The sequence below is a fragment of the Paenibacillus amylolyticus genome, from assembly GCF_051136285.1.
Lineage (GTDB): Bacteria > Bacillota > Bacilli > Paenibacillales > Paenibacillaceae > Paenibacillus > Paenibacillus amylolyticus_F.
The window spans coordinates 646,552-664,009 of the sequence record NZ_CP194938.1 but is presented as its reverse complement, the minus strand read 5'-3'; the positions used below and the strand labels follow the sequence as shown (position 1 = coordinate 664,009).

General features: G+C 43.6%; 16 protein-coding genes. 11 read left to right on the top strand and 5 right to left on the bottom strand.

Annotated features, from left to right (window positions below):
• Positions 1-21: 21 nt before the first annotated feature.
• Positions 22-1,062 (top strand): NAD(P)-dependent alcohol dehydrogenase, encoded by a 1,041-nt coding sequence (locus tag ACR8BL_RS02955; protein WP_434751228.1) that lies wholly within the window; start codon positions 22-24, stop codon positions 1,060-1,062.
• Positions 1,063-1,198: 136 nt separating this feature from the next.
• Here ACR8BL_RS02955 and ACR8BL_RS02950 read toward each other — a convergent pair whose 3' ends face one another.
• Positions 1,199-2,179 carry an aldo/keto reductase gene (locus ACR8BL_RS02950; RefSeq protein WP_434751227.1) on the bottom strand — a complete coding sequence of 327 codons (981 nt, stop codon included), beginning with the start codon at positions 2,177-2,179 and terminating at the stop codon, positions 1,199-1,201.
• Positions 2,180-2,621: 442 nt separating this feature from the next.
• Here ACR8BL_RS02950 and helD point away from each other — a divergent pair, with 442 nt between their 5' ends.
• The 4 genes from helD (at position 2,622) to ACR8BL_RS02930 (ending at position 7,001) form a co-directional block, all read left to right on the top strand.
• Positions 2,622-5,042: an RNA polymerase recycling motor HelD gene (gene helD, locus ACR8BL_RS02945; RefSeq protein WP_434751226.1), complete on the top strand. Its 2,421-nt coding sequence runs from the start codon at positions 2,622-2,624 to the stop codon at positions 5,040-5,042.
• A gap of 336 nt (positions 5,043-5,378) precedes the next feature.
• Positions 5,379-5,729: a DoxX family protein gene (locus tag ACR8BL_RS02940; protein WP_434752995.1), complete on the top strand. Its 351-nt coding sequence runs from the start codon at positions 5,379-5,381 to the stop codon at positions 5,727-5,729.
• 25 nt (positions 5,730-5,754) lie between these two features.
• Positions 5,755-6,519, top strand: a complete 765-nt coding sequence (locus ACR8BL_RS02935; protein ID WP_434751225.1) for a response regulator transcription factor — start codon at positions 5,755-5,757, stop codon at positions 6,517-6,519.
• Between the two features lie 56 nt (positions 6,520-6,575).
• Complete coding sequence (locus ACR8BL_RS02930; RefSeq protein ID WP_434751224.1) at positions 6,576-7,001, top strand: MarR family winged helix-turn-helix transcriptional regulator; 426 nt, start codon at positions 6,576-6,578, stop codon at positions 6,999-7,001.
• Positions 7,002-7,135: 134 nt separating this feature from the next.
• Here ACR8BL_RS02930 and ACR8BL_RS02925 read toward each other — a convergent pair whose 3' ends face one another.
• Both ACR8BL_RS02925 and ACR8BL_RS02920 read right to left on the bottom strand, forming a co-directional pair.
• On the bottom strand, positions 7,136-9,460 hold the full coding sequence (locus tag ACR8BL_RS02925) for an MMPL family transporter (RefSeq protein ID WP_434756545.1): 2,325 nt from the start codon (positions 9,458-9,460) through the stop codon (positions 7,136-7,138).
• A 78-nt stretch (positions 9,461-9,538) separates the two neighbouring features.
• Positions 9,539-10,156, bottom strand: coding sequence for a TetR/AcrR family transcriptional regulator (locus ACR8BL_RS02920; protein WP_434751222.1), 618 nt, complete (start codon positions 10,154-10,156; stop codon positions 9,539-9,541).
• A 440-nt stretch (positions 10,157-10,596) separates the two neighbouring features.
• On the opposite strand from ACR8BL_RS02920, the gene ACR8BL_RS02915 reads away from it, so the two are divergent.
• From ACR8BL_RS02915 to nspC, 3 genes are all read left to right on the top strand, one after another.
• Positions 10,597-10,740, top strand: coding sequence for a hypothetical protein (locus tag ACR8BL_RS02915; protein WP_434751221.1), 144 nt, complete (start codon positions 10,597-10,599; stop codon positions 10,738-10,740).
• Between the two features lie 580 nt (positions 10,741-11,320).
• Positions 11,321-12,565: a saccharopine dehydrogenase family protein gene (locus ACR8BL_RS02910; protein WP_434751220.1), complete on the top strand. Its 1,245-nt coding sequence runs from the start codon at positions 11,321-11,323 to the stop codon at positions 12,563-12,565.
• Position 12,566: 1 nt separating this feature from the next.
• The gene (gene nspC / locus ACR8BL_RS02905; RefSeq protein ID WP_434751219.1) at positions 12,567-13,694 is read left to right on the top strand and encodes a carboxynorspermidine decarboxylase; all 1,128 of its coding nucleotides are present in this window, start codon (positions 12,567-12,569) and stop codon (positions 13,692-13,694) included.
• Between the two features lie 129 nt (positions 13,695-13,823).
• Here nspC and ACR8BL_RS02900 read toward each other — a convergent pair whose 3' ends face one another.
• Positions 13,824-14,606 carry an SDR family NAD(P)-dependent oxidoreductase gene (locus ACR8BL_RS02900; protein ID WP_434751218.1) on the bottom strand — a complete coding sequence of 261 codons (783 nt, stop codon included), beginning with the start codon at positions 14,604-14,606 and terminating at the stop codon, positions 13,824-13,826.
• Between the two features lie 114 nt (positions 14,607-14,720).
• Between ACR8BL_RS02900 and ACR8BL_RS02895 the strand changes: the two genes are divergently transcribed.
• Positions 14,721-15,077 carry a MerR family transcriptional regulator gene (locus tag ACR8BL_RS02895; RefSeq protein ID WP_434751217.1) on the top strand — a complete coding sequence of 119 codons (357 nt, stop codon included), beginning with the start codon at positions 14,721-14,723 and terminating at the stop codon, positions 15,075-15,077.
• A 143-nt stretch (positions 15,078-15,220) separates the two neighbouring features.
• Positions 15,221-16,093: a YitT family protein gene (locus ACR8BL_RS02890; protein ID WP_434751216.1), complete on the top strand. Its 873-nt coding sequence runs from the start codon at positions 15,221-15,223 to the stop codon at positions 16,091-16,093.
• Between the two features lie 102 nt (positions 16,094-16,195).
• On the opposite strand, the gene ACR8BL_RS02885 is transcribed toward ACR8BL_RS02890, so the two are convergent.
• Positions 16,196-16,867, bottom strand: coding sequence for a cyclase family protein (locus ACR8BL_RS02885; RefSeq protein ID WP_434751215.1), 672 nt, complete (start codon positions 16,865-16,867; stop codon positions 16,196-16,198).
• Between the two features lie 172 nt (positions 16,868-17,039).
• Here ACR8BL_RS02885 and ACR8BL_RS02880 point away from each other — a divergent pair, with 172 nt between their 5' ends.
• Complete coding sequence (locus ACR8BL_RS02880; RefSeq protein WP_240036701.1) at positions 17,040-17,237, top strand: hypothetical protein; 198 nt, start codon at positions 17,040-17,042, stop codon at positions 17,235-17,237.
• Positions 17,238-17,458: the final 221 nt, after the last annotated feature.

Below are 17,458 nucleotides of genomic sequence, written 5' to 3'. Positions count from 1 at the left end.
AAATCATGAGGAGGTTATACATTGATTACAGCTAAAGCCAGAGCCGTGGACGGACCCGATCAAGCTTTTCGTTCCGCAGAGATTAACCGCCGTGATCTGGATACCACGGATGTATTAATTGAGATTAAATTTGCAGGCATCTGCCACTCGGATATTCACACAGCGCATGGAGAGTGGGGACCTGTAAACTATCCACTCGTACCAGGTCACGAAATTGCCGGGATTGTTACTGAAGTAGGCAGTGGTGTATCAAAATATAAAGTAGGCGACCGAGTAGGTGTTGGATGTATGGTCGACTCTTGCGGCGAATGTGAGAATTGCCGTAAAGGAGAAGAGCAGTACTGCCTGAAAGGTAACATTCCGACGTATGCAGGAGTAGACAAATACGGTGAACCAACTCAAGGTGGATATTCCACTCATATCGTGGTAACCGAAGATTTTGTAGTGCGCATTCCTGACAATATTGAGCTGGATGCTGCTGCACCGCTGTTATGTGCCGGAATTACCACGTATTCTCCGTTGCATCACTGGGGCGCTGGCCCGGGTAAGAAGGTTGCCGTCGTAGGGATGGGTGGCCTTGGTCATATGGCGGTTAAAATTGCACATGCGATGGGAGCTGAAGTTACCGTTCTCTCTCAATCCCTGAGTAAAAAGCAAGATGGCTTGCAGTTTGGCGCAGATCACTACTACGCAACGAGTGAACCGGAAACATTCGAAAAGCTGGCAGGATCATTCGATCTGATTATTAATACGGTTAGTGCCAGCATTGATATTAATGCCTATTTCTCGCTGCTCATGTTGGACGGTACACTCGTCAATGTAGGGGCTCCGCCAGAGCCACTCGCTGTAAATGCATTCGCATTGATTGGTCACCGCCGTTCATTCGCCGGTTCTATGATTGGCGGCATACGGGAAACACAAGAAATGCTCGATTTCTGTGCTGAACATAATATTGCCCCTAGCATTGAGGTTATTTCGGCAGATCAGATCGACGAAGCATATAAACGTGTACTTGCTTCAGATGTAAAATATCGTTTCGTTATTGACACTAGCACGATTTAAGAGGGTAGAGTTAATAGATAATTTTGACCTTGGTCAATGCTTTAGTGCAAAATAATAAAGTAGATGCATCAGCAAATAGCCCCTATTTCCGCATAAGGAAAGAAGGGGCTATTTTGTTTTGTTACATATATGATGTTTATTGTGCACCCACGACAGGATGAGGAATATAAGGCTCTTCCAGATAAGCAACATCCTCTGAATTAAGCTTTACGGACAAAGCAGCCGTGGCGACATCCAGGTGTGAATGTTTGGTTGCACCAATAATTGGAGCAGACACCGTATCTTTTTGTAAAAGCCATGCTAGTGCAATATGCGTACGAGGTACATCATACTTCTCGGCAATAGCTGCCACCCGTTCAACAATAACACGATCCGCGTCACTTGTAGCATTGTACTTTGATTTTTGTATCATATCCGTCTCTGACCGATGTGTAGTCACGGACCAATCTCGTGTTAATCTGCCGGAAGCGAGTGGGCTGTACGGTGTGACGCCGATTTTTTCCTCTTTGCATAAAGGCAACATCTCACGTTCCTCTTCACGGTAAATCAAGTTCAAATGGTTCTGCATAGAAACAAATTTGGTCCAGCCATTTTTTTCGGCGGTATACAGCGCTTTCTGGAACTGCCATGCAAACATCGCGGAAGCACCAATATATCTCGCTTTGCCAGACTTCACCACATCATGGAGTGCTTCCATCGTTTCTTCAATAGGGGTGTTGTAGTCCCAGCGATGGATGATATACAGATCAACATAATCGGTTTCAAGTCGTTTGAGACTTTTGTCAATTTCACTCATAATAGCTTTTCTGGACAACCCGGAACCGTTTGGTCCTTCATGCATTTTGCCATGAACTTTGGTCGCGATCACGACCTCATCACGGTTTGCGTAGTCTTTCAAAGCCCGTCCCAGATATTCCTCGCTTGTACCAAGAGAGTATATATTGGCTGTATCGAAGAAATTAATACCAAGATCCAGAGCCTTTCGAATTACAGACCGGGAGTCTTCTTCGTTCAACACCCACTCGTGAACCCATTTGCTTGCGTCCCCAAAGCCCATACATCCGAGACAGAAGCGCGAGACATCAAGTCCTGTATTGCCAAGTTTAACGTAATCCATCGTAATCACATTCCCTTCATTTAAAAATGTTAAGTGTAGGATAGGAAGGTTGCTCGTATTTTATTATGTCATAATCCAGGAATAAAGCTTTAGTTAAATTCAATCAAAAGTTTGCCTAATCCGATCAAAATGGAAAGCAGCAATCCTTCATCCAAGAAAGACTGAAACATTGAAAAGCCCCTTGAAAACAAGGGGCTCAAGCATAAGTGGAGTTGAGTTTTGAAATGTTAATTGAAATGTTAGTAGTACATCAATATAAATAAGAAAAAGAAAAAGATTGAACGCAAAAATACGCTGTGATATAATCATGAGCGCAGTTGTGATTTCGTTGAGTATTCAATTGATGTATCATTATTTCTCCTAATTTAATAATACATCGTATTCTTCGATTTGTCAACGCACTTTTTTGTTCCAATAATTGGGTTGAGGAGTGGTTGTGACTATGACAGAAACAAGCGAATGGTTGTTGGAAAAAGAAAGATTGAATCAGGTGCGAAATGAACTGCAGGTGAGACTTGATGAACTGGAACCTCAGATGAAGGGTCTCGCGGAGCAAGCTACCGAAATTCGCAAACGTTTCTGGGAAGACGTTACGATCAATACCGGTTCCTACACGGATTTTGAAGATGCCTTTTATACGATTAATCAGCAAGCGAGAGTTCTGGCTGAACGGGAGCGTGGACATAAGCTGTTAGTGCAGCAGTGGAAAAACGTGAATCGTTTGCTGCCTGTACCTTACTTCGGTCGTATTGATTTTAAGGAAAAGGGTCTTGGTTTTACGGAGCAAATTTATATCGGTGTGTCTTCTTTTACAGATAAAGAAGGTTTAAATTTTCTGATCTATGATTGGCGTACACCCATAGCCAGTCTGTACTATGACCATGGTTCCGGTTCGGCAAATTACGAAACACCCATGGGGGAAATCGAAGGAACGGTGGAACTGAAACGCCAGTTTCAAATTCAGGAGGGGCAGCTGCTGGGCATGTTTGATGCGAATGAAACGATTGGAGATGCTTTGCTTCAGGAGGTGCTCTCCAAAGGTGCGAATTCTCAGATGAAAAGCATCGTGGCCACGATTCAAAAGGAACAGAATGCGATTATCCGTGATGACCGCAGCCGGATGCTGATCGTACAGGGAGCAGCAGGTAGTGGTAAAACATCCGCTGCGCTCCAGCGAGTGGCCTATCTTTTATATAAGCACCGCCAGACAATTAAGGCAGATCAGATGGTTCTTTTTTCGCCAAATCCGATGTTTGCGAGTTATATCTCGACCGTTTTGCCTGAGCTGGGTGAAGAGAATATTCAACAGACAACGTTCCAGGAATACTTGAATTATTGGCTGGGGTCTAGCTTAAGCCCTGAAGATCCGCTTGATCAGATGGAATATGTGCTTACTGCTGGTGAGGAACAAGGTTATGCGGCTCGTATGGAAGGAATTCGATATAAAGCATCCGCGGAATTCCTGCAAGCTTTGAAAAACTATGGGGAATGGCTCGGACGTGAGGGATTACATTTTATCGGCATCCGGTTCCGTGAACGTGAGTTTATTACTTCAGCTCAAATGAAGGCACAATTTGCTACGTATAATATCCATCTTTCGTTACCAAGTCGTATATTGTTATTACAGGAATGGTTAATGAAACAACTGACAGTTCTAGAGCAACAGGAACGGCAAGCAGACTGGGTGGAGGAAGAGCTGAATTATCTCGATACAGACGACTATGCGGATGCATACGGTAAGCTACACAAGGAAAAGGCTGTGTTTGAAGTGGCGGAGCAGTACGCAGCTCGGAAGAATGCTGGCAAACATCCTGACCTGGATGAAGGCGCATTTGATTTTGTAGAGCGGGAGGAAGATTTGCTGCGACGTAATATCGTGAAGCAGATGTTCAAGCCACTAAGGCAGCGTGTACGGAAGTTCAGATTCGTGAATGTCCAGGCAGCATATGAACAGCTGTTTGTTGACGCGGCAGCCTACCAGGAGCGTACTAATGCAATGGTTGTTCCGTCACTTTGGACTGAAATCTGCGAACAAACCAAAGACATGTTGCGTCAGAACAAGCTATTTCCTGAAGATGCGACCCCTTATTTATATGTAAAAGAACTCATTGAAGGTGTACGAATTAACACCGATATCCGTCATGTGTTTGTGGACGAAGGTCAGGATTATTCAGCATTCCAATATGAATATCTCAAAAAGTTGTTCCCCCGTGCCCGCATGACGGTACTGGGTGATTTCGGGCAAGCGATTTACATGCAGGCCACAGAACTGGCTGCTGCCGATTCTCCTTTAACGGAGCTATACGGTGCGAAAGAGACCACTCTTATTCGGCTGGTGCAGAGCTATCGCTCGACTCGTGAAATTGTTGAGTTCACTAGGGCGATGTTACCGGGCGGTGATGAGATTGTTGCTTTTGACAGAAGGGATCAGAAACCGGCTTTAATCCAGTCAGAGGCAGGAGAGAATCAGCTGCATGAGTTCATCCGATCTGACGTTGAGGCGCTTCAAACCGAGGGTTTTCGTTCGATTGCCATTATAACCAAAACGGCAGCGGAAGGTCGTCTTGCGTATGAAAGTTTACAAGAGATCGGTGTAGAAGGACTGGCACTGATTACGAAAGATACGGAGCAGTTTGAAAAAGGTGTGATGGTGATTCCGGTTTACCTTGCCAAAGGTGTGGAATTCGATGCAGTGCTTGTATATGATGCCTCAGCATCTCGATATAGGGAAGAATATGACCGCAAACTGCTCTATACAGCTTGTACTCGCGCTATGCATCGGTTACATCTATATACATCGAAGGACTGGGCCCCTTTTGTGCAGGCATTGCCTGAAAATCTGTATCATTTAAGACGTGTATAAAACTGCCTTTATATCGTATAAATCTCTGCTTCAACGGGGCAGTTATGCAAAACGGCTGATCATATGTAACAGCTGGTTTAACGATTTTCGCTTTAATAATGTCAAAAGAGAGTCGCTGCGATAGCGGCTTTTTTGGCGTTGCTCTTGACTTTTCTCATGCTCACAAAGGATGTAAAAGGTGGGGGGATGCAAGGTTTTGTGCATGTTTAAGCACTGTAAAAGGATAAAGAGAGCAACAATCTATGAAGTTTTCTATAGAGGTTGACAATCTGTAAAATTTAAAACAAAATATATGCTATAGCATGTATATCTATATGCAAAAATAATGAAAGAAGGATCGCTATGTTCATTTTTATTATGGTTTTACAGGTGATATTAGGTCTCTTTTTCCTATTTACCGGAAGTAAAATTATTTCGGGTAAGATGGCCGATGAATTCAAACGTTTTGGTTTGCCCTCATTTTTTAATGTTTTGACCGGATCGTTTGAGATTGTTGGAGCTATGGGTATGATTGTTGGTTTATGGATACCTGGTTTTGCATTTTGGGCAGGTTTGTTACTTGGTGGCACAATGCTTGCTGGAGCATTCACTTTGATTGTTTTAGCCAAAGATCCAATACAAAAGGCTATTCCTGCAACCGTTCTGTTTGTTCTTAGCTTGGTTGTATCAATGTATTATTTCTTCTAGGAATTGAATAAGGAGGATACGTAAGATGGGACTACAATCGCAACAAATTTTAATTGTTGAAGATGAGCTGAGAATTCGAAATCTTCTGCGGTTGTATTTAGAGAAAGAAGGTTTTCTTGTAGAAGAAGCTACGACAGGAGAGAGTGGTCTGGAAAAAGCACTACATTTTGACTACGATCTATTGATTCTTGATGTCATGTTACCAAGCATGGATGGTTTTTTTGTAACCTCACGAATACGTCAATATAAAACAACGCCCATCCTTATTTTAACTGCAAAAGATAGTGAAATGGATGTCATTCGAGGCTTTGAGGCAGGAGCGGATGATTATGTCACCAAACCTTTTAGTCCTCGTGAAGTGGTTCATCGTATTAAAAGTGTCGTTCGGAGAAAACAAGACGTGAATCATCAAAACCTTACTTCTCTTCGAAGATTGAAATTGCGTGATTTCATTGTGGAAGAGGATCACAAATTGTCTTTTAACGGGAGAGAGATTCATTTGACTCCTAAAGAATACGACTTGTTATTTTATTTAGCAACGTCGCCAGATAAATTATTTTCTAGAAAGCATTTACTTCAAAATGTATGGAATTACGATTATAGTGTGGATTATCGTACCGTAGATACGCACATCAAACGAATCCGGGAAAAGCTGGATGACATTTCGCCGGGCTCCTCCTCTATGATTAAGACCATATGGGGATTAGGATATAAATTTGAGACCCATTTGCTAAAGCATCTGATAACAATCGTTTTAGCCGCCTCATTCCTCGATACGTGTCGTTTGTAACAATCGTTCAGATCACCTATAATTGGTGTAAGAAAATGATGAATGAGGGTACAACAATGGACTTATACAATGTGACTGGTTTTTTAATTCACCGGACGGATCTCAAACTTACGAATTATTTTATCAAACAGTTGAAACCTTACGAAGTCACTCCTGAACAATGGAGCGTTATTTCTTATATGGATATCGATAAAGCTACGACTCAAAAAGAGCTGGCAGAGGCTATCGATCGGGATCAAACGACAGTCGTACGAATGATTCATTCATTAGAACGTAAGGGAATGGTTCGACGTATTGTTAATGATCAAGATAAACGTTCACATCATTTATACTTGTCTCCCAAAGGAGAAGAAGTAAAACAAAAGTTGTTGTTAACGGTCCAAGACGCTCATAATTATGTTACCCGAGGTATAGAGCCAGAGGAACTGGAACAGCTAAAAGTAATATTAGAAAAGCTGTACCTGAATGTGCGAGAGGATTAAGTGAGATCAAGAATGAAATTAAAGTCCATCCAATACATGCTATAGCATGTATATAAGATCATTGGTTAAGTATAAGAATAAAGATAATGTAAAGACCTCCTCATGAACTGAGGAGGTCTTTTGTTGAAGATATATTATGACTTGGAATCCGACATCGGTTTAACTTTGTCGTTGTGGGTACTTAGGGTAGCCATTAGTTTCTCGCCTTCAACATCCAGGTTTGGCAGAATGCGATCCAGCCATTTTGGAAGTGACCAGGCCTTATCGCCAAACATCGCCATAACAGCAGGCACGAGTGCCATGCGGATAATGAAAGCATCAATTAGAATGCCGACAGCAAGTGTGAATCCAATCTGTTTGATCATAACATCATCGGTGAAGATAAAACCGGCGAATACAGAAACCATGATAACCGCTGCGGCAACGACGACGCGGCTAACCTGATTATAACCATGCACAACGGACTCGGTTCCACGGTGACCATGGACATATGATTCACGCATCGAACTGACTAGGAACACCTGATAATCCATGGCAAGACCATAGAGAATCCCGGTTACGATAATAGGCATGAAGCTAAGCAGCGGGCCGCCAGTATCGAAACCAAAGAGGGAATGTAGCCAGCCCCATTGGAACACAGCCGTTGTAATACCGAACGTGGCCAGGATGCTAAGCAGGAAACCAATGGTTGCTTTAATTGGAACGATGATCGAACGGAATACAAGCAGCAAGATAATCAATGAAAGTAGAATGATAATGCCTACATAGATCGGGAATACCTGAGACAGCTTGGCTGACATATCAATATTTACGGCGGTAAGTCCGGTTACGCCAAGTTTGACGTCAAATGTTCTGGCCATACTGGAGTCTGTTGACCGTAGATCGTTGACCAGCGTTTTCGTCGCAGCATCATTAGGGCCTGTCTTGGGGATCAGACTGAAGATAGCCAAGTCTTCCGTCATTCCTAGTGGTGAGACTTGAGTCACGTTATTCTGACCTTGTAGCTCCATGGCGAGTCCGCCCAGAAGTTCTGGTGTCATTTTTGCAGACGCATTACGTGGTTCAGCTACCAGGATCAGTGGTCCGTTAAAGCCTTCTCCAAAACCTTCCGAAATGGCATCATAACTCTGTCTTGCGTTCGTATCCAGATTTGCTGAGGAAGCACCCGGGATACCCATTTCCATTTTGGTGATCGGAGTGGCAGCAAAACCAAGAATGAGGATGATCGCAATAACGGTCGCCCAGCGATTTTTGATAACGAATTTGACCCATTTGTCAGCCACACCATGACTTGACGTTCCCGATGACTTAACGTTCTTCTCGCGAGCTTTTTTCGAGCAGATTCGTTCACCAACAAGACCAAGCAAAGCGGGCAGCAGGGTTAACGCAACGAATACGTTAATCAGAACTGTTGCAGCTGCGACTAACGCCATCGTGGACAAGAAGGTCAATCCAATGACGAGCATACCGCAGAGAGCGATAATAACCGTTAATCCGGCAAAAAATACCGCACTGCCCGATGTACCGATCGCCCGTGCTGTAGCTTCCTGTGCACTCAGGCGCTGATCAATAATTAGTCGGCGCTGACGGTTGACGATAAAGAGTGCATAATCGATGCCGACAGCCAAACCAACCATGAGAGCCAGCACGGATGTAACACTTGGCATGTCAACAAATTTGGAGATTGAGAATGCTCCCCCAACCCCAATGGCAACACCGAGAAGGGCTGTGATCAGTGGCAGGCCAGCTGCAACTACGGAGCCAAGGGTAATCAGCAGTACAATTACCGCGATAACCAACCCGACAATCTCAGCAGAGCCAACACCGATGGACACCGATTTGAGCGTTTCACCTGGCAGCACCTTGATCTGTGTGCCTTGTTCAACCTTCATGACCGATTGAATGACGGAATCAAACACATCTTGTGTAATCGCTGATTGTTCAATCGTGAATTGGAACTGAAACAGTGCCGTGCTTCTATCGGAAGAGATCAATACACCAGGAACGGGAGCATTGTTCACTATTAATGGGCCGTATGGAGGGGGCGATGCCGTGGCTGACTGAGCCATGTTCATGGATTGTGCCGCATCCGCGGACGAGCCTAAACTGCTCGCCTGTGCAGCTGCATAATCCGCTGGATTAATGACTTTGTCCAGCCCGTACACTTCGCTGACACCTTTCATGATGGCAGCTACACGTTCGGGTGTATCCAGCCGTTCGTTGTCTGGCGCTTTAAATACCACGCTTCCTTGACCGCCAGAGGCGGCAGGCAGTTCTTTGGCTAGCTGATCCAGAACCTTCTGTGATTCTGTGCCCTCAATTTTCATCTCGGAACTGATATGAATGCCATTGATGCTGATCATGGAGATGACGATCCCTAGAATGATAACCCAGCCGATAATGAAATAAACGGGTTTGCGAAAAGCGGTTTTGCCTATTTTATATAATAAGGTAGACATTAATTAATTATACACTCCTTCTATTATAAGTATGTCGATTACCGTGGTGGATGATAATAATGCTTGGAAGGATGAGGTTTAAAACCCTTTTCGCAAATGTTCAAACACCTTTTCCATAAACTGTTCAAAAGGGACTGTGTCTGGATGAGTATCGGTATTGACGGTCTGTCCAGGAAGCAGTACTTGAAGTCTCCCTTCAATCAGAGGCAGTACGGTGCCATAAATGGCACTAATGAGCAGATACGTATAAATCTCGTCGTATTGTCCATTCGACAAGTCGAGCAGGGTCTCCTGAGCCTGAGTCTGTAGCCGATGCATCGCAGCCAAGTAGTGAGGTTCAAGCACCGGATAGGTTCGGGACAAGATAACGAGTTGATGGAGTCTGCCAATCAGTTCTGATGTGAGTTGCATTTTCACCAGTTCGTACATAATCTCAAGCAAAGAGGCGTAGTCAGAGAGCTGGGTAATCAGGTGTTCAAGCTCAGCTGTATTCGGCACAGAGAGGGCTCCAAGGGCAACAGCTTCTTCCTTACAAGTGAAGTAGTTGGCAAATGTTCTGCGTGAACATCCTACCTGCTGCACGATATCTTCGACCGTGAATCCGTCGAGTCCATGGTTCAGTGTAAGGTCAAAAGCGACTCCGGCGAGAGCTTTTTCGGTGGCTTCTTTTTTCAAATGTCGCAACGTTCGTTTCATAATGTTATACCGCCTATGCGTTCACCTCCTTGTGATGATCAAAAGAAACACTTAAGAATATCAGTTGTGAAGGGATCATATCAAAAACTTGCACTTTGTGCAAATTTACTCATTGTGCAAATTTTTAGGGTGGATGAATATCCATTAAAAGTTTATGAATATACACTGTGATCAAATGGAGATTCCAACGGATTAACATATTTTATAAATAGTGACTCTATGGATTACTTGTCCGAGAGTGCTTGGAATTATTCTCAAATCAACATTTGGGAATAAATAGGGAGAGAGAATGAACATTTTTTCGAATAAATATGGCTGGAATGAAAAAGAGTATCGATTAAATCAATATAGATAAATAGAAAATTCTTCGAATGTACATTGTTGTGAGTTTATTTTCAATTATATATAGAGTCGCGTTAATCAACCGAGAGAGCATATTTATGCAGATGGACGATAAATCTAATTCTCGTGGGGGGATTTGCTACGAAGCGTTTCAAGGCACTTTTGGTACCGAGCATAAAAAGTATGTTGAAGATTTTCAAGTACATGAGAAGCTTGCTTTATTTCCAATCAAATTTGATTAAAAAATAAATTTTGAAATATCCCTTGATTTTTAGGGGAACGTCTGATAGTGTAATACCTGTGATTTTGGAAAGTTGATTTATCAATATGAATTAGAGCTTTCCAGCAGATAATTTTTGACCACTTCTACCAAGGAGTTAAGGCCATACGGACAGCCGGGTCAAATGCCGATTGGCAACTTCTGTTGCCTTATTGATTGAGTTCAAAGCTCAAATTTTATAAGTTGGTTACTTTACAACCAGTGCATCTGCACATCAACTTGTGAAACGGTCAATAAGAGTGGTAAAGGCGAATTATTTGCTATATAGACTCTGATCCAATATTGATATACATGAAGAAGCTTTCCGCTGAAGGGGTTCTTACGGACTTTTTTGGTCAAGGAGTCTTCACGTCTTTTTTATGATGTATATCGACAAGCAAGTGTGATGGTGTGCGCAAAAGTGCGACATTTTTCACCTTGCTTTTTTTATTGTATCAGGAGCGGGTGGACGTTGCATAATGAAACAATACAACTGCGAACATCTTGGAATTTTACGAAAAAAAACAAAAAAATCCTAATTATGGGGATAGGAGAATGAGGAAATGGGAAAAGCACTAATCATCGGCGCCGGCGGCGTGGCTTCTGTAGCAGTACACAAATGCGTTCAAAACAGCGAGGTTTTTGAAGAAATCTGTATCGCAAGCCGTACCAAATCCAAATGTGATGATTTGAAAGCAAAATTGGATGGTGGCAAAACAAAAATTACAACAGCTCAAGTGGACGCGGACAATGTTGAAGAACTGATTGCATTGATCAATGAGTTCCAACCAGATATCGTAATGAACTTGGCATTGCCATACCAGGATCTGACGATTATGGACGCTTGCCTGGCAACGAAAACAAACTACATGGATACAGCAAACTATGAGCCGGAAGATACGGCAAAATTTGAATATAGCTGGCAATGGGATTACAAAGAGCGTTTCGAAAAAGCAGGCATCACTGCACTGTTGGGCAGCGGATTTGACCCGGGTGTAACAGGCGTATTCTCTGCATACGCATTGAAACACTATTTTGACGAAATCGAATATATCGATATCCTCGACTGCAATGGCGGCGACCATGGTTACCCATTCGCTACCAACTTCAACCCTGAGATCAACATCCGTGAAGTTTCTGCGAACGGCAGATACTGGGAGAATGGTGAATGGATCGAAACCAAACCGATGGAAATCAAACGTGTGTACGACTTCAAAGAAGTTGGCGAAAAAGATATGTACCTGTTGTACCATGAAGAGCTGGAGTCCCTGGCGAAAAACATGCCTGGTTTGAAACGTATCCGTTTCTTCATGACATTTGGTCAAAGCTATCTGACTCACCTGAAAGCTCTGGAAAACGTAGGCATGACTTCCATCGAGCCGATCGAGTTCGAAGGAAAACAAATCATTCCTTTGCAATTCCTGAAAGCTGTTCTGCCTGATCCGGCGTCCCTCGGACCTCGTACAGTAGGTAAAACGAACATCGGTTGTATCTTCAAAGGTAAAAAAGACGGTCAGGACAAAACATATTATGTATACAACATCTGTGACCACCAAGAGTGCTATAAAGAAGTAGGTTCCCAAGCGATCTCTTACACAACTGGTGTTCCGGCAATGATCGGTGCAGCTATGGTAATGACAGGCAAATGGAACAAACCAGGCGTATACAACGTGGAAGAGTTCAACCCGGATCCATTCATGGAAGAATTGAACAAATGGGGACTTCCTTGGGTTGAAGACTTCAATCCGGTTCTCGTGGATGAGCTGCCAGAAGAGTCCAAAGCCAAAGAATCGGAGCTTGTTCGCTAACATGCGATTCGAGCAATTACCGACACCCTGTTTTGTTGTTGACGAAGGTCTGATTGAGAAAAACTTGAAAATCCTGAACGGTGTAATGCAACGTACAGGAGCAAAGATCGTGCTTGCGCAGAAGGCATTCTCTATGACGGCGATGTATCCACTCATTGGAGAATACCTCAGCGGTGCAACTGCGAGCGGTTTGTATGAAGCACGTCTCGGTCATGAAGAGATGGGCAAAGAGAATCATGTCTTTGCTCCGGCTTTTCGTGAGGAAGAGATCGATGAGATTGTTTCCATCTGCGACCACATTATTTTTAATTCCTTCTCGCAGCTGGCAAAATTCAAGGAAAAAGCACTGCAAGCTGGCTGTAAGGTTGGCTTGCGTGTCAATCCGGAATGCTCGACGCAGGAAGGGCACGAGATCTATGATCCGTGTTCTCCGGGTTCGCGCTTTGGCGCAAAGCAGGAGGATTTCCGTGCAGAGTTGCTTGAAGGGGTATCTGGATTGCATTTCCACACACTGTGCCAGCAAAACTCGGACGATCTGGAAACAACGCTGAATGCAGTTGTTGAGAAGTTCGGACAGTGGCTGCCACAGATGGAATGGATCAACTTCGGCGGGGGACATCATATTACCCGTGAAGATTACGATATTCCAAGACTGGAAGCCTGCATTAAACGGATGCAAAATGATTACGATCTCGAAGTATATCTGGAGCCGGGAGAAGCGGTTGCTCTCAACGCAGGTTACCTGGTAACTTCCGTACTGGACTTCCACAAGAACGGCATGGATATTGCCATTTTGGATACTTCAGCAACGTGTCATATGCCAGATGTGCTGGAGATGCCATATCGCCCGCCATTGATCGGATCAGGAGAAGTGGGTGAGAAAGCGCACCTGTATCGTCTGGGTGGCCAAACATGTCTGTCTGGTGATGTGATTGGCGACTACTCATTCGATGATCCTCTAAAAGAAGGCGACCGTCTTGTTTTCGAAGACATGGCGATCTACTCCATGGTTAAAACCAATACGTTTAACGGCATGCCGCTGCCTGCCATTGCGGTTAAACGCAAAGATGGCGATTGCGAAGTTGTACGTGAATTCGGATATCAGGATTTCAAAATGCGTTTGGCTTAATACTATATTATATTTCCTAAGAATATAGAGATATTACAATACGATAATAATATTGCAGTACAACGTAAAAAGGCTGTCCAAGGTCACAACTTCGTGTGACCAGGGGACAGCCTTTTTACGCTACTCATATTATTCGTTTGAATCGACAGGTTTGCTTGCAGCTCTCGCGGCATAGGGGAAGATTGGATCTTTCAGTTCGAACTCATAGGTTAGTCCGTTAACAATACCTACGACATTGTGGCTGTCATACAGATCAAGTAAAAATCCTGCCATCTGTTCGGCTGTATGGAACTTGGGCACACGGCCTTCATATTGGAACTGATCCAGATCAAAGGCACGTTCAGCAAACTCGGTCTCTGTGGCAGCAGGTGCCAGCACTTTAGCTTGCATTGGAGCGCCTTTGCTTTGGAGTTCTTGTGCCATGCCTTCAGTAAAGGCGCTGACATAAAACTTGGTCGCGCAATACGTCACAGCATCCGGTACGATCGTATAGCCGCCTCCTGAAGAGATGTTGATGATCTGCGTGCCCGGAGTATTGGCATAATCCCGAACATAGAGAGTGGAGAGAATCGTAAGTGCTTCAATATTCAGATGAAGCATTTGTTCGATTTTAGGCAAATTTTGCTCACCGACCGAAGCGAAGTTGCCAAAGCCTGCATTGTTGATCCATGTTTCGATGGAGTAACCATTCAGGCTTTCATAGAAAGCATGTACATCCGCGGCAATGGACAGATCCACTGTACGAATAACAACATCCAGTTCCGGGCTCAGTTCGGCAATCTTATTTTTTAACATATCCAAAGCTTCTGTTCTGCGAGCAGCTAAAATGAGATGTTTGCCTCTGGCTGCAAAAGCCAAAGCGGCTTCATAACCGATACCTGAGCTGGCACCTGTAATAACGGTATATTTCATGTGAATTCCTCCTGGGATCAATTCTAAGCTTTATTGTGGGATGACCACGAATTGATTATACTGATTAGAGTTTACTCTAAGTCAAGCACTCAGGTGGAGGAGGTGAAAACAACAATGCATACCATCGGAGAAGTGGCCGAGATGCTGAGCATTAGCGCATACACACTACGATATTATGAGAAAGAACAGATCATAATACCTTTACGGGATTCCAGTGGGGACAGACGCTACAATGAGTCTCATCTCAAATGGCTTCAGTTTGTCATCAAGTTAAAAGAAACACAAATGCCAATCGCAAAGATCAAGCAGTATGCTTCTTTATTCCAGGAAGGGGAGCACACGGCTACAGAACGTTTGAAGCTGCTGGAGGATCATAAGAGATCCGTTGAACAGCAGATGAACAATCTGCATGCAGCGAATGAAATGTTGGAACTTAAAATTACGGCATACCGATCATTTATCGGGAAATAATGTAATGAGGTCGAATAGGTCAGGCAGCTTATAATGCATGTTGATCATGACCTTCTATTGCCAAATGTGTGAATTTTGTTATAGACTATTTTTTATGTTTGTTTATTTTCATGTTCTTTATCGTTCACCAAGGGGGAAATGGAATGCATCAACACAAAGCACACAAGTCCAACCAGCTCAAAATCCTCTCCAAAGTACTACTGATCATTATTGGAGGATTCATCACGGCATATGGCCTGGAAGCCATCTTGATTCCAAACAAAGTATCGGACGGTGGGGTTACCGGTCTAAGTATCGTTGGCTCGAATTTGTTCGGCTTGCCGCTCGGCGTATTAATCGGACTGTTGAACATTCCGTTTGTATGGCTTGGTTACAAGCAGATTGGTAAAAGCTTTGCGTTGTACTCGGTCATCGGTATTGCTTCACTGGCGATAAGCGCTAGTCTCATGCATCATGTACCAACGATTATTAAAGGGGATACGCTACTGGTAACAGTTGTGGGCGGTATCATCATCGGTTTTGGTATGGGTCTTGCACTACGTAACGGTGGAGCACTGGATGGGATCGATATGCTAGCCGTGTTGTTATCACGTAAACTGCCGTTCGGAACGAGTGATCTGATTTTGTTCCTGAACATGTTCGTATTTATCGTTGTTTCGACTGTATTTGGTTTGCAAGGAGCTATTTTATCAGGACTTGCTTATTTCATTGCTTCTAAAGTGATACATATTGTCGAAGAAGGTTTGAGCGGTTCCAAGACGTTCAAAATTATCACAACCCAACCTGAAATTATGGTGGAGACTATTCGTGACCGACTCGGGCGTGGAGCAACGTATACCGAGGCGTATGGCGGTTACTCTAACGAGCAGTTCAAGGAAATCACCTGTGTGATCAACCGGATGGAAGAGAGTAAAATCAAAGAAATTATTAATGAGATTGACCCGACAGCCTTTGTTGTTGTCTACGATGTAGCCGAAGTGAAGGGCGGCAATTTCAAGAAGAAGGATATTCACTAAGAACAAGCGTTGATAAGAGCAATCCTCTTGTCAGCGCTTGTTCTTATCTTCTTTTTAACAAATAGAACCAATCAATCGTTTAACCCAATAACCCAGCCAGGCTTAATCTTCCGTAAAAACCGTAGCAAAGCTGCTATCCACACCTGCGATGTACAGAGGTATCGCGTAAACTTTGGTGATGTGAGTAAGATTCAGATTCAGATTCAGATCTTCAATGACGAGAATGTACTTACCATCGACCCGTCCTTTGCCCAGAATCATCTGGTGAAAAGCAACGGCTTCCTCCGGATGATTCGCTGCGCCAGCAGATATCATATCTATACCTATGGCACGCAAGGAATCAAAAATCATCAAGTACTGTGCTGCCGAGGCGGTTAAACCTGGGTTATGATTAGCGTACCGCTCGGGATCAGATGAGCGAATTCTACCAAAACCGGTGCGAATAAGCAGAAGATCCGCTCCGGCGATCAGATGCTCATAAGGCTCCAGATCAGCTTTGGTGATTAACTCATCATCACTTTTGGGAATATCAATAATCACAGGGTAGTTGAAAATAAAATCGTCAATCGGAATCTCGCTGATCTTTTTGCCTTGGGGATTAAAGTGCCATGGGGCGTCAATATGTGTTCCATTATGATTGAGGCTTGAGACAATAAACTGGTTGTATGGATCACCTTGAGCGATACTGGATTGCTGCTCTATCACGACGGGAGGGTTGTCTTTGTACACCGGCGTATCCACACCTAGCGGATAAGACAATAGAAGACGTGTCATATTTGGAGTTATCTCCTTTCCTTTGTGCGGACTTAGATTACTTGCATAAGTAGGGCTTCAGAATGGAAAGCTTTTGTATATAAGTTGAACTTGGTTGGGTTTGCAGACCCTCTTTAGTTCGATTTATATAGAGCGAGGACATACAAGACATTTCAATATGGAGGTTAGTGTGATGACCAAGCAGGACCCGCAGGAACTTTTGAAGCAAAAGCATGAACAGGATGAGCACAAGAGACAATTCACCAATTTCTCCCGTAACGTATCCGGTCATGGTGAGATGGAAGCAGGTCAGGAATTTAGTCAGGATCACGTGACGGATGACCAGAACCGTATGAAATCGGTTGAGAATAGACGAGCTTATCCAAATTAGTCTGCAAATATGATGGTAAGGTTATAAGCTGGTCCAGTTATGGATCAGCTTTTTGCCATTTGAATTGCAATACTTCACCTAACGAAATTAACATTTAATCAAACTAGTCAACAGGTTCAAAAGGTCGTATAGTAGTATATGTTGAAGGGAAGAGAAGTATATTTCGCTAAGTGCTCCTGAGGGCACAAACAAAATAATTTTACATATAAGGATGGGGAAAA